Source organism: Arthrobacter sp. TE12232 (assembly GCF_054062615.1).
On record NZ_JBSSFK010000001.1, the window covers coordinates 2,402,955 to 2,415,687 of the forward strand.

Genomic DNA, 12,733 nt, shown 5'->3' on the forward strand with positions numbered 1-12,733 from the left:
CGGCAGGCTGCGTTGAGACTGCAGCCTGCCGTTCAAACGGTGTTGATTACTTTGTCGGGGCCACGGATCAGCCGATGCGCGTGCGGGAGCGCAGGACGGGCGCGAAGAACGCGGCGAGCTCCGCCGTCGCCGTCAGCGGCAGGACGTTGGCCACGTACTGGTCCGGGCGCACCACCACGATGACGCCGCCGCGGTCGACGCCGCGCAGCTCGAAGATGTCCGACGCCGGATCGGTGCCGTAGACCTTCTCAAGGTACGGGAGCTTGAACGGCCCGACCTCAGGCTTGAACACCGCCGGCACCGCGCCAATGTCGATTCCCGTGTGGTCCTGCTGGTAGATGACCTTGACGTCGAACCAGGCGTCGGCGTCGGCGCCCTCCGGCGTGGCGGCAAGCGGCGATTCCGGCGCGTTGGCCAGCCACGCGGCCAAGTCCGTGGTGGGCGACGGGGAGCCGGCCGCTGCCCCGTCGGCGAAGACGTAGATGCGCCAGCGGCCGTCCGCCGTGGCCTGGTGACCGAGCTGGACCGGATTGGTGTCGCAGACGCGCACAACCGGGGCGGACTTGAAACGCTTGCCCACAGGAAAGCCGGTCGCCAGGTTCTGGTGCGCCGCCTCGGCGACGATCATCGACGGCGAGTACTCGGTCATGAAGCCGGCGGGGAACTCGGCCGTGCGCACGTAGAAGTCCTCGAGTTCGGAGGGGTTCTCAAACTCCTCGGGCTTCTTGGCCATGAGCGTCGACCACACCTTGTCGAAGTCAATGAGGTCCTTCGCGACAACCTGGCGCTCGGCTGAGTAGGTGGAGAGCAGGCTGACCGGGCTGCGGCCCTCAAGCACGTGGCCGAGCTTCCAGCCGATGTTGAAGCCGTCCTGCATGGAGACGTTCATGCCCTGGCCGGCCTTGGCGCTGTGCGTGTGGCAGGCGTCGCCGGTGATGAACACGCGCGGCGTGCGGGTGCCGAGCTCCTCCGGGAGGACGTCGTCGAACCGGTCGGTGAGGCGGTGGCCGACCTCGTACACACTGTGCCAGGCCACGTTGCGCACGTCGAGCGTGTACGGGTGGATGATCGCGTTGGCCTTGGCAATGATCTGCTCGATGGTGGTCTTGCGGACGGCCCCGTTGTCATCCTCGGCGACCTCGCCGAGATCCACGTACATGCGGAAGAGGTGCCCGCCCTCGCGCGGGATGAGCAGGATGCTGCCACCGTCATGGGACTGGATGGCGCATTTGAGGCGGATGTCTGGGAAGTCGGTGGAGGCGAGCACGTCCATGACGCCCCACGCGTGGTTGGCCTGGTCGCCGGCAAGCGTGCAGCCGATCGAGTCCCGCACCTTGCTCCGCGCGCCGTCGGCTCCGACAACATACTTCGCCCGGACGGTGCGCGTCCGGCCCTCGTCGGGTCCGGCGGTGTGGACGAGGGTCACGGTGACGGGGTACTCCCCTTCACCGGCGACCTCAAGGCCGACGAACTCGTAGCCGTAGTCCGGCGTCATGCGGGTGGGCGAATTCGCCATGAACTCGCCGAAGTAATCCAGGACGCGGGCCTGATTCACAATGAGATGCGGAAACTCGCTGATTCCGCCCGGGTCATCGAGGGTGCGGGCGCTGCGGACAATGTTCGCGGGGTTCCGGGGGTCCGGCTTCCAGAAGGCCATCTCGGTGATGCGGTAGGCCTCGGCGATGATCCGCTCCGCGAAGCCGAAGGCCTGGAAGGTCTCGACGCTCCGGGCCTGGATGCCGTCGGCCTGGCCGATGGCGAGCCTTCCGCCGCGGCGCTCCACGATCCGGGTCGTGACGCCGGGGAACTGGGACAGCTGGGCGGCTGCGACGATGCCCGCGGGTCCGGTGCCGACGATGAGCACGTCGACCTCGTCTGGAAGTTGCGTGGGCCGGTCGATGCCGACGCCGGCGGCCGGCTGGACTCGCGGGTCACCGGATACGTAACCGTGGTGGTGGAAATGCACGGGCTTTCCTCACTTCGTTGTGTGGCGGTCAATCGCTGCTTATTGTGTTCGATATCAGAACTTCGTGTTCGATAATCGAAATGCACCTTTGATCAAAAACTGTACGGCAGATATGACATGGGTTACAAGTGTCTTGAAAACTCCCGGAAAACAGGGGGTTGACGCGCCCCGGGCTGCCGGGTGATAGTTATCGTATACGATTTCGTACTCGATGAGGAGTAAATCTTGGAACAGGTCACCGACCACATCCTGGCCGCGGCCCGCAAGGTCATCGCGGTGCATGTCAACTACCCCAGCCGGGCAGCCCAGCGCGGCCGCACCCCAGAGCAGCCGTCCTACTTCCTGAAGCCGTCCTCCTCCCTGGCTGTCGGTTCGGCAGGAGCCCCGTCAACCGTGGAACGCCCGGCCGGCTGCGAGCTCCTCGGCTATGAGGGCGAGATCGCCTTGATCATCGGCAAGCCCGCCCGCCGCGTGGGCATCGAGAATGCCTGGAGCCACGTCGAGTGGGTCACGGCCAGCAACGACCTCGGCGTCTATGACCTCCGCTACGCGGACAAGGGCTCCAACCTCCGGTCCAAGGGCGGCGACGGCTTCACCCCCGTAGGTCCGGCCCTGATTGCCGCCGACACAGTCGACCCGGCCAAGCTGCGGGTCCGCACCTGGCACAACGGCGACCTCGTGCAGGACGACACCACCGCGGAGCTGCTTTTCCCCTTCGCCCGGCTCGTCGCCGACCTCTCCCAGCTCCTCACCCTCGAAGAGGGGGACATCATCCTCACCGGCACCCCCGCCGGGGCGTCGGTGGCGAAGCCGGGCGACGTCGTCGAGGTGGAAGTCAGCAGCGCTGACTTGACCACCGGCCGGCTGGTCACCCGGGTGGCGGAAGGCACGACGCCGTTCGCGGACTTCGGCGCCCGGCCCAGGACTGATGATCTCCAGCGGGAGGAAGCCTACGGTTCGCGTGAAGCGGCCGGCCTGCCGGCCCCGGCGGCCATCCTGTCCCCGGAGCTGAAGGCGAAGCTGGAAAGCGTGTCCACGGCCACCTTGTCCTCGCAGTTGCGCAAGCGCGGCCTGAACAACGTCAGTATCGACGGCCTGACCTCGACGCGGCCGGACCGGCGGATCGTCGGCCTGGCCCGCACGCTGCGCTACGTCCCCAACCGCGAGGACCTCTTCAAGGCCCACGGCGGCGGCTTCAACGCCCAGAAGAAGGCCATCGATTCGGTCAACGAGGGCGAAATCCTGGTCATGGAGGCCCGCGGCGAAAAGGGCACCGGCACCATCGGCGACATCCTGGCCCTGCGCGCCCAGGTCCGCGGCGCCGCGGCCGTCATCACCGACGGCGGCGTACGTGACTTCTCCGCCGTGGCCGCCATGGACATGCCCACCTACTATGCCAACCCGCACCCGGCCGTCCTGGGCCGCCGGCACATCCCGTGGGACACGGACATCACCATCGCTTGCGGCGGCACCACCGTGCAGCCCGGGGACATCATCGTGGCCGATGCCGACGGCATCCTGGTGATCCCGCCAGCCCTGGCCGAAGAGCTCGCGGACGATTCCATCGCCCAGGAACGCGAGGAAGTCTTCATTTTCGAGATGGTGCAGCAGGGCCACAGCGTGGACGGCCTCTACCCGCTCAACGCCGCATGGCGCGCCCGGTACCAGGAATGGGAAGCAGGCAAACCCAATGACTGAGACGGCCAGCGCAGCAGGCGCGGGGGCAGCCACCGTGTCCTCAAACGGGATACCCGGGAGCAAGTCCGAGCAGGCCTACGCGACCGTCAAGGCCCGGATCGTGGAGGGCACCTACTCCCCCGGCTACCGGCTGGTGCTCGCGAAGATCGCCGAGGACCTGGGCATCAGCGTGGTCCCGGTCCGCGAAGCCATCCGCCGGCTCGAAGCCGAGGGCCTGGTGACCTTCGAACGGAACGTCGGCGCCACCGTCTCCGGGATCGACCCCACCGAGTACCTCTACACGATGCAAACCCTCAGCATCGTCGAGGGCGCCGCCACGGCCCTATCGGCTCCGCTGATCGGGGCGGGGGACGTGGCCCGCGCCCGGGCGGTGAACGCCGAAATGCGGGAGTGTCTCGAGCACTTCGACCCCGTCCGGTTCACCCGGCTGAACCAGGACTTCCACAGCGTCCTGTTCGAGCACTGCCCCAACCCACACATCCTGGACCTCGTTCACCGGGGCTGGAACCGGCTCGCGTCCCTGCGGTCCTCAACCTTCCGCTTCGTCCCGGGACGGGCCCACGACTCCGTCGACGAGCACGAAGCTCTGCTGCAGCTCATCGAGTCCGGCGCCAGCCCGGATGAGATCGAGAAGGCCGCCCGCCTCCACCGCAGCGCCACCCTGGACGCGTACCTTGCCCAAAGCAACGCGGGGTCACTCAGCGCCCATTAAGCGGCCCAACATGGGCCGTAGATGACCCCGCGTTGCACTCTCAGTTAGTTAGGAAGACAACAATGACGTTCCCTGCCGCAGAAACCCGGACCCATTACGTTCCGCAGGACCTTCCCACCCACATCCAGCACTACATCAACGGCGAATTCGTTGATTCCGTGGGCGGGGCGACTTTCGATGTCCTGGACCCGGTGTCCAACACCAACTACGCCACCGCCGCCGCCGGGCAGAAGGAGGACATCGACCTCGCCGTCGCCGCCGCCCGCGAAGCGTTCACCAACGGCCCCTGGCCGAAGATGAAGCCGCGGGAGCGGGCCCGCGTCCTGAACCGGATCGCCGACGCCGTCGAAGCCCAGGAGGCACGCCTCGCCGAGCTCGAGACCTTCGACACCGGCCTGCCGATCACCCAGGCCAAGGGCCAGGCGCTCCGCGCGGCCGAGAACTTCCGCTTCTTCGCGGACCTGATCGTGGCCCAGTTCGACGACGCCATGAAGGTCCCCGGCGCCCAGATCAACTACGTCAACCGCAAGCCGATCGGCGTCGCGGGCCTCATCACGCCGTGGAACACGCCCTTCATGCTCGAGTCCTGGAAGCTCGCCCCGGCGCTGGCCACCGGCAACACCGTGGTGCTCAAGCCGGCCGAATTCACACCCCTGTCCGCCTCGCTGTGGGCGACGATCTTCAAGGACGCCGGGCTCCCGGACGGCGTGTTCAACCTGGTCAATGGCCTGGGCGAGGAAGCCGGCGACGCGCTCGTGAAGCACCCGGACGTGCCGCTGATCTCCTTCACCGGCGAGACCACCACGGGCCAGACGATCTTCCGCAACGCCGCGGCCAACCTCAAGGGCCTGTCCATGGAGCTCGGCGGCAAGTCCCCGTGCATCGTGTTCGCCGACGCCGACCTCGACGCCGCGATCGACTCGGCCCTGTTCGGCGTCTTCTCGCTCAACGGGGAACGCTGCACCGCCGGCTCCCGCATCCTGGTGGAGCGCGCCGTGTACGAGGAATTCTGCGAGAAGTACGCCGCCCGGGCCAAGAACATCGTGGTCGGTGACCCGCACGACCCCAAGACCGAGGTCGGCGCCCTGGTCCACCCGGAGCACTACGCCAAGGTGGCCTCCTACGTCGAGATCGGCAAGTCCGAAGGCCGGCTGCTGGCCGGCGGCGGCCGCCCGGACCACCTCCCGGAGGGCAACTACATCGCCCCCACGGTGTTCGCCGACGTCGCCCCGGACGCGCGGATCTTCCAGGAGGAGATCTTCGGCCCCGTCGTCGCCATCACCCCGTTCGACACCGACGACGAAGCCCTGGCCCTGGCGAACAACACCAGGTACGGGCTCGCGGCCTACATCTGGACCCAGAACCTGACCCGCGCGCACAACTTCTCCCAGAACGTCGAGGCCGGCATGGTCTGGCTCAACAGCCACAACGTCCGCGACCTCCGCACTCCTTTCGGCGGCGTCAAGGCCTCGGGTCTGGGCCACGAGGGCGGCTACCGCTCCATCGACTTCTACACTGACCAGCAGGCCGTCCACATCACCCTGGGCCCTGTTCATACCCCGAAATTCGGCGCCTAAACTTTCACGCCAGCGCCAAGCAGACCCCTTTCAAAGAAGAGAGAACACCATGACCAACTTCGTCCCCACCCCCACGGTCCCGGCTCCGGACATCGTCCGCTGCGCCTACATGGAAATCGTCGTCACCGACCTCGCCAAATCCCGCGCCTTCTACGTGGACCTCCTTGGCCTGCACGTCACCGAGGAAGACGAGAACGCCATCTACCTGCGTTCGCTTGAGGAGTTCATCCACCACAACCTGGTGCTCCGCAAGGGACCCATCGCCGCCGTCGCGGCCTTCGCCTACCGGGTGAAGTCCCCCGCCGAGGTGGACGCCGCCGAGGCCTACTACAAGGAACTGGGCTGCCGCACCGAACGCCGCAAGGACGGCTTCACCAAGGGCATCGGCGACTCCGTACGCGTCGAGGACCCGCTGGGCTTCCCCTACGAGTTCTTTTACGAGGTGGAGCACGTGGAGCGCCTCACCCAGCGCTATGACCTCTACTCCGCCGGGGAGCTCGTGCGCCTGGACCACTTCAACCAGGTCACCCCCGACGTCCCGCGCGGCCGCAAGTACCTCGAGGACCTCGGCTTCCGCGTCTCCGAAGACATCCAGGACTCCGACGGCGTCACCTACGCGGCCTGGATGCACCGCAAGCAGACCGTGCACGACACCGCCCTGACCGGCGGCAACGGCCCGCGCATGCACCACGTCGCGTTCGCCACCCACGAGAAGCACAACATCATCCAGATCTGCGACAAGATGGGCGCCCTGCGGATCTCCGACAGGATCGAGCGCGGCCCCGGCCGGCACGGCGTCTCCAACGCCTTCTACCTCTACATCCTGGACCCGGACGGCCACCGCGTGGAGATCTACACCCAGGACTACTACACCGGCGACCCGGACAACCCCACCATCACCTGGGACGTGCACGACAACCAGCGCCGCGACTGGTGGGGCAACCCCGTGGTCCCGTCCTGGTACACCGAGGCCTCCCTGGTCCTGGACCTCGACGGCAACCCCCAGCCCGTCATTGTCCGCGAGGAAAAGAGCGAGATGGCCGTGACCGTGGGGGCCGACGGGTTCTCCTACACCCGCAAGGACGAGGACGGCCACGCCGGGGAGAAGACCGGGTTCAAGCTCGGCGCCCAGCTCTAAACGCGGCTGTAAACCCCGAACCGGGCCGCCGGTCCCGCCTCCGACAGGCGCGGGACCGGCCGCCGGCCGTCCCCCACACCGCCCGACCACCTGAGGAGCACCCGAATGCTTGACTCCGCGACCATCGAGGCCATCGCAGACGAACTGCTGGAAGCCGGCCGCAGCCGGACCCCTGTCCCCCGCCTGACCGCCCGCTACCCGGGCATGACGGTGGAGGACTCCTACGCCGTCCAGCAGCTGTGGCGGCGCCGCAACGAGGCCGCCGGGCGCAGGCTCGTGGGCCGCAAAATCGGGCTCACGTCCAAAGCCATGCAGGCCGCGACCGGCATCACCGAGCCGGACTACGGCGCCATCTTCGATGACATGGTCCTGGAAACCGGCTGCTCCGTGGGCTGGGACCGCTACACCCACCCCCGTGTGGAAGTGGAACTGGCGTTCGTGCTGAAGAAGGACCTCGCCGGCCCCGGTTGCACCATATTCGACGTCCTGAACGCCACCGACTACGTGGTCCCGGCCCTGGAGATCCTGGACTCCCGGATCGAAATGGAGGGCCGGACCATAGTGGACACCATCGCCGACAACGCCGCCATGGGTGCCATGGTAGTCGGCGGCCGCCCGGTAAAGCCCGACGCCGTCGACCTCCGCTGGGTTTCCGCCATCCTCTACAAGAACCAGACCGTCGAGGAAACCGGCGTCGCCGCCGGCGTCCTGGACCACCCCGCCAACGGGGTGCACTGGCTGGCCAACAAAATCGCCGCCCACGGAGACGGCATGAAAGCCGGCGACATCATCCTCGCCGGCTCCTTCACCCGGCCCCTCTGGGTGTACAAGGGAGATACCGTCCACGCCGACTACGGACCCCTGGGAGTCGTAACATGCCGCTTCGAGTAAAACCAGATGAAACCTTCCGGGACGCCCTGCGCAACCAAACCGGCGCTGCCGGCCGCCCCCTGGCCGGAATGTGGGTCTGTTCCGGCAGCCCCCTGATCGCGGAACTCTGCGCCGGCTCCGGGCTGGACTGGCTCCTGATCGACGCCGAGCACAGCCCCAACGGACTCGAATCCATCCTCGCCCAGCTGCAGGCCGCGCACGGCTACCCGGTCCAGGTCCTGGTCCGGCCGCCCGTGAACGACACCGTGGTCATCAAGCAGTACCTGGACCTGGGCGTGCAGAACCTGCTGATCCCCATGGTGAACTCGGCCGCCGACGCCGAAGCCGCCGTGGCCGCCACCCGCTACCCGCCCCACGGGGTCCGCGGCGTCGGGTCCGCCCTAGCCAGGGCCGCGCGCTGGAACCGGATCCCCGACTACCTCGCCCGCGCCTCCGACACCATCAGCGTCACCGTGCAGATCGAATCCGAAGCCGCGGTCGCGGCCGTGGAGGAGATCCTGGCGGTGGACGGGGTGGACGCGATCTTCCTGGGCCCCTCCGACCTCGCCGCCTCCCTGGGACTGCTCGGCCAGCAGGAACACCCCCGAGTGCGCGCCGCCGTCGAACACTGCATTGCCGCCGCCACAGCGGCCGGAAAACCCGCCGGCGTAAACGCCTTCAACCCGCCCACGGCCCGCGCCTACCTGGCCGCCGGTGCCGCCTTCGTGCTGGTGGGCGCCGACGTCGCCCTGCTGGCCCGCGCCTCCGAAGCCCTTGCGGCCCAATACATCCCGCCGGACCCGGTGATTGGCCCTGCCGAAACCCCGACCAGCTACTGACTCCCTTTAGGACCTCCTCATGACTGTTTCCGCGATCACCCCTGCCATCTCACCCGAGCGCGAGGCGTTTCTGCTCGCTTCCGTGCCTACCGGCCTGCTGATTAACGGCCAGTGGCGTGACGCGTCCGACGGCGGCACGTTCGACGTCCACGACCCCGCCACCGGCGAGGTCCTCGCCACGCTCGCCTCCGCGACGAGCGAGGACGCCCTCGCCGCGCTCGACGCCGCCGACAAGGCCCAGGCCGCCTGGGCCCGGACGGCACCCCGTGAACGCGCCGAAATCCTGCGCCGCGCCTTTGACCTGGTGACCGAGCGCGCCGAGGACTTCGCCCTGCTCATGACCCTGGAAATGGGCAAGCCGCTGGCCGAGGCCCGCGGCGAGGTGGCCTACGGCGCCGAGTTCCTGCGCTGGTTCTCCGAGGAGACGGTCCGCGACTACGGCCGCTACCTCACCACCCCCGAAGGCAGGAACAAGATCCTGGTGCAGAAAAAGCCCGTGGGGCCGTGCCTGCTCATCACGCCCTGGAACTTCCCCCTCGCGATGGCCACCCGCAAGGTCGCGCCCGCCGTCGCCGCCGGCTGCACCATGGTCCTTAAACCGGCCAAGCTCACTCCGTTGACCGCCCAGCTCTTCGCGAAGACCATGCTCGACGCCGGCCTGCCCGCCGGGGTCCTGAACGTTGTGGCCTCCTCCAGCGCCGCCGGGATCTCCGGGCCGCTGCTCGCCGATTCCCGGCTCCGGAAGGTCTCCTTCACCGGTTCCACCCCGGTGGGCAAGCGCCTCATGGCCGACGCCGCCCAAAATGTGCTGCGCACCTCGATGGAGCTCGGCGGCAACGCCCCGTTCATCGTCTTCGAGGACGCCGACCTCGACGCCGCGGTCGAGGGCGCGATGGCCGCGAAGATGCGGAACATGGGCGAGGCCTGCACCGCCGCCAACCGCTTCCTCGTCCAGGAATCCGTAGCCGCCGAGTTCACCCGCAAGTTCGCCGCCGCCATGGGCGCCCTGACCACCGGCCGCGGCACCGACCCGGACACCACGGTGGGCCCGCTGATCGACGCCGGCGCCCGCGACGACGTCCACGCCCTGGTGACCGCCGCCGTCGACGCCGGGGCAACCGCGCTCACCGGCGGCTCCCCCGTGGACGGTCCCGGCTACTTCTACCGGCCCACCGTGCTCGCCAACGTCCCAAACGACGCCGCGATCCTGGGCCAGGAAATCTTCGGGCCCGTGGCGCCCGTGACCACCTTCGGCACGGAAGAGGACGCCATCCGGCTGGCCAACGCCACCGAATACGGGCTGGCCTCCTACCTCTACAGCCGGGACTTCAACCGGCTCCTGCGCGTCGCGGAACAGATCGAATTCGGCATGGTCGGCTTCAACGCCGGCGTCATCTCCAACGCCGCCGCTCCCTTCGGCGGCGTCAAACAATCCGGCCTGGGCCGCGAGGGCGGCACCGAAGGCATCGCCGAATACACCACCACCCAATACATCGGCATCGCCGACCCCTGGGCTGCCAAGGGATGACGCGGGGCAGCCATTACCGGCCCCTTTAGGGATTTACGGACAGCCTGGCCACGGCGGCAATGTCCGCCGGGGTAGTTCGACAGCACCCGCCAACGAGCCGGGCGCCAAGTTCACGCCAGATGGGGGTTCCTTCCGCAAGGCTTGAGGGCTGTTTACTAGCGGGTCCCGCTAGGGGGTGCGCCGTCGCGGCCGGCCGCCATGTCTTGGTGACTGCGTCGTAGCTTTCGCCCGAATTTGGATAGGCGATGAGGGGCGTATCGGTGGCTTTGCCCAGTGCCTCCAAAGAAGGCGAGACCAGCTCCAGCGGCACACAGTTCACGCCGATTGCCGCCACGAGCGGCTGCTCTCTGCACAGCAGAGCCACGTGAGCCAGCGGCGTACCGTCGCTGATGTGCCCTCCGTCCCGCAGCGTGAAGGAGAGCCAGGATTCGACGTCGAACTCCCCTATGAGTGTCAACAGGGCCTCGGCCTCATCCAATGAAGGCAGCGTCTCACAGGCAAGGAGGTCCACTCCCGCCTCCACCAGTGCCGCGATCCGAGGCCGGTGGAACTCCAGGAACTCGTTTCGGCCGAGAACGTAGTCACCCCGGTATTCGGATCCGTCCGCGAGGTACGCGCCGTAGGGCCCGACCGATCCTGCAATCAGCAGGGGGCCCGAATCCGGGTTTTCGGCCAGATACTCGCGGCGCGCCTCGTCGGCCAGGCGCACACTCAATGCCACCCGTTCCAGGGCCTCTTCCTCGCCAATGCCGCGCCGTGCAAAACCCAGGGGTGTGGCCTGATAGCTCGCTGTGATGGCGACGGCGGCTCCGGCGCGGAAGTAATCGCGGTGTACGCGTTTGATGAGCTGGGGTTGCTCCAGAAGGACTTTCGCCGACCACAAGGGGTCTCCCAGGTCGCAGCCATGCGCTTCAAGCTCGGTGGCGAGTGCACCGTCCACCGTCAGGTTCGCTCCGGCGTCGAGCATGCGTGAAAGCTTGCTATCAGTGGGCATCGTTAGGGCTCCAAGCGGTTCGGGTCGTTCTTGCCTGCCGGCCGGGCGTGCACCTCATGGTCCGGCAATGAAACGTAGCACAAGGCAGCGACCTCCGTCCGAATGATGTGCGTAATAAGCATTTTTTAATGCTTGTAATGACCATCACTCTATGCCACCATGGCTGTCAAACACGTTTTGCGACCCGCTCAGGAAGAGGCTTCCCGTGAAAATTGAAATGAAATCAGTCCGCAAGCTGCGCGTGCATTGGCCCATAGCGCCGGAAACCTTCTCGCGGCTCGCGACTGGCGACGTGGAAGCCTTCACGGATGAAGCGGGCATCGCGGCCCTGCTACAGGCTTTGTCGGATTCCCCCGACTTAGGGGACTTTGGCAACTACCGGCATGTCTTCGAATCCGGCCTGGGTTTCGAGGGATTCACCTGCACGGAAGGCGCCAACCCTACTTTGGGGCAAGTGGGCCAGCGGACAATTTCGCCTACCTTTGTCTGCACGACGTATTTCGATGCCGCGCTCGATGACGCTGCCGTGGAACGGTTCCTGGAGCACATCGTGGAGATCCACCCCTGGGAAGTACCGGTCATCGAACTGGCAGGACCCATCAGCGTCTCCAGCACTGCCCTTCCGGCAGTCCTTGAGTGCGAGGCCGCATCATGATTGAAGCAGCAACGACCGGACTTTGGGACGGCTTGCAGTCGCTGCTCGCAGGCAGGTTCTTTACCGACCTCACGCACGCCTTTCACCCCGGCCAGCCGCATTTCCCGGCATTCCCCGATGAAACCCGGGAGACCGTTTTCGATCTCGACAGGGGCGACGGGTTCACCGCTCACCGTTATTCGATCATCGGCCAATGGGGAACACACGTTGACCCTCCCTCGCATTTCATCCGCGGGGGACGAACCCTGGACCAGATCCCTGTCGAGGAGATGGTCCTTCCGCTGGTCGTCCTGGACATCACCGCTCGGGTCACCGCCAATGCCGACGCCACCCCCACGATCGAGGACGTTCAGGCGTGGGAGCGCCGCAATGGTGCCATCGCGCCCGGGTCCTTTGTGGCATTGCGGACAGGGTGGAGTCACCGTTGGCCCGACACTGGCGCCATGGCAAACAGGGATGAGGAGGGTGTCAGCCACACGCCGGGGTGGTCGCAGGAAGTCCTCTCTTTCCTGATCGAGGAGCGCTCGGTGACTGCCGTCGGGCATGAACAGACGGACACGGACCCGGGGAGTGCGACGTCCCGCCAGGATTTCAGCCTGGAGACGTATGTCCTGGCGCAGAACCGGTGGCAGATCGAGCTGATGGCAAATCTGGAGGGACTTCCGGAAGCGGGCGCAGCCCTCGTTGCGAGCTGGCCGAAGCCGCTGCAAGGCAGCGGTTTTCCGGCCCGAGTCTTCGCCATCCACTAGGACACGT

The 12,733-nt window shown here is 67.1% G+C and carries 11 protein-coding genes; 9 read left to right on the top strand and 2 right to left on the bottom strand.

Annotation, left to right across the window (positions count from 1 at the left end; translation table 11 throughout):
- Positions 1–67: 67 nt before the first annotated feature.
- Positions 68–1,966, bottom strand: a complete 1,899-nt coding sequence (locus ACVWZ7_RS10655; RefSeq protein ID WP_456507815.1) for an FAD-binding monooxygenase — start codon at positions 1,964–1,966, stop codon at positions 68–70.
- Between the two features lie 225 nt (positions 1,967–2,191).
- Between ACVWZ7_RS10655 and ACVWZ7_RS10660 the strand changes: the two genes are divergently transcribed.
- From ACVWZ7_RS10660 to ACVWZ7_RS10690, 7 genes are all read left to right on the top strand, one after another.
- Positions 2,192–3,664 (top strand): fumarylacetoacetate hydrolase family protein, encoded by a 1,473-nt coding sequence (locus tag ACVWZ7_RS10660; protein ID WP_456507816.1) that lies wholly within the window; start codon positions 2,192–2,194, stop codon positions 3,662–3,664.
- Positions 3,657–4,376 carry a GntR family transcriptional regulator gene (locus tag ACVWZ7_RS10665; RefSeq protein ID WP_456507817.1) on the top strand — a complete coding sequence of 240 codons (720 nt, stop codon included), beginning with the start codon at positions 3,657–3,659 and terminating at the stop codon, positions 4,374–4,376. Before ACVWZ7_RS10660 ends, ACVWZ7_RS10665 begins: the two co-directional genes overlap by 8 nt.
- Positions 4,377–4,438: 62 nt before the next feature.
- Positions 4,439–5,953 (top strand): 5-carboxymethyl-2-hydroxymuconate semialdehyde dehydrogenase, encoded by a 1,515-nt coding sequence (gene hpaE, locus ACVWZ7_RS10670; protein ID WP_456507818.1) that lies wholly within the window; start codon positions 4,439–4,441, stop codon positions 5,951–5,953.
- A 49-nt stretch (positions 5,954–6,002) separates the two neighbouring features.
- Positions 6,003–7,091: a 3,4-dihydroxyphenylacetate 2,3-dioxygenase gene (gene hpaD / locus ACVWZ7_RS10675; protein ID WP_116766435.1), complete on the top strand. Its 1,089-nt coding sequence runs from the start codon at positions 6,003–6,005 to the stop codon at positions 7,089–7,091.
- A gap of 105 nt (positions 7,092–7,196) precedes the next feature.
- On the top strand, positions 7,197–7,982 hold the full coding sequence (gene hpaH / locus ACVWZ7_RS10680) for a 2-oxo-hept-4-ene-1,7-dioate hydratase (protein WP_456507819.1): 786 nt from the start codon (positions 7,197–7,199) through the stop codon (positions 7,980–7,982).
- Entirely contained in the window at positions 7,967–8,800 is an 834-nt protein-coding gene (locus ACVWZ7_RS10685) for an HpcH/HpaI aldolase family protein (protein WP_456507820.1), read from the top strand. Before hpaH ends, ACVWZ7_RS10685 begins: the two co-directional genes overlap by 16 nt.
- A 19-nt stretch (positions 8,801–8,819) precedes the next feature.
- A complete protein-coding gene (locus ACVWZ7_RS10690) occupies positions 8,820–10,328 on the top strand; it encodes an NAD-dependent succinate-semialdehyde dehydrogenase (RefSeq protein ID WP_456507821.1) in 1,509 nt (502 codons plus the stop codon).
- Positions 10,329–10,353: 25 nt separating this feature from the next.
- Here the strand turns inward: ACVWZ7_RS10690 and mmuM are convergent, their stop codons facing one another.
- Positions 10,354–11,322, bottom strand: a complete 969-nt coding sequence (gene mmuM / locus ACVWZ7_RS10695; protein WP_456507822.1) for a homocysteine S-methyltransferase — start codon at positions 11,320–11,322, stop codon at positions 10,354–10,356.
- 205 nt (positions 11,323–11,527) lie between these two features.
- Here mmuM and ACVWZ7_RS10700 point away from each other — a divergent pair, with 205 nt between their 5' ends.
- A complete protein-coding gene (locus ACVWZ7_RS10700; RefSeq protein ID WP_116766431.1) occupies positions 11,528–11,977 on the top strand; it encodes a hypothetical protein in 450 nt (149 codons plus the stop codon).
- On the top strand, positions 11,974–12,726 hold the full coding sequence (locus ACVWZ7_RS10705) for a cyclase family protein (protein ID WP_456507823.1): 753 nt from the start codon (positions 11,974–11,976) through the stop codon (positions 12,724–12,726). Before ACVWZ7_RS10700 ends, ACVWZ7_RS10705 begins: the two co-directional genes overlap by 4 nt.
- Positions 12,727–12,733 lie beyond the last annotated feature (7 nt).

Coding starts and splice junctions, on each gene's coding strand:
- ACVWZ7_RS10665 (WP_456507817.1), top strand. CDS start 3,657: ATGACTGAGACGGCCAGCGCAGCAGGCGCGGGGGCAGCCACCGTGTCC.
- hpaE (WP_456507818.1), top strand. CDS start 4,439: ATGACGTTCCCTGCCGCAGAAACCCGGACCCATTACGTTCCGCAGGAC.
- hpaD (WP_116766435.1), top strand. CDS start 6,003: ATGACCAACTTCGTCCCCACCCCCACGGTCCCGGCTCCGGACATCGTC.
- hpaH (WP_456507819.1), top strand. CDS start 7,197: ATGCTTGACTCCGCGACCATCGAGGCCATCGCAGACGAACTGCTGGAA.
- ACVWZ7_RS10685 (WP_456507820.1), top strand. CDS start 7,967: ATGCCGCTTCGAGTAAAACCAGATGAAACCTTCCGGGACGCCCTGCGC.
- ACVWZ7_RS10690 (WP_456507821.1), top strand. CDS start 8,820: ATGACTGTTTCCGCGATCACCCCTGCCATCTCACCCGAGCGCGAGGCG.
- mmuM (WP_456507822.1), bottom strand. CDS start 11,322: ATGCCCACTGATAGCAAGCTTTCACGCATGCTCGACGCCGGAGCGAAC.
- ACVWZ7_RS10705 (WP_456507823.1), top strand. CDS start 11,974: ATGATTGAAGCAGCAACGACCGGACTTTGGGACGGCTTGCAGTCGCTG.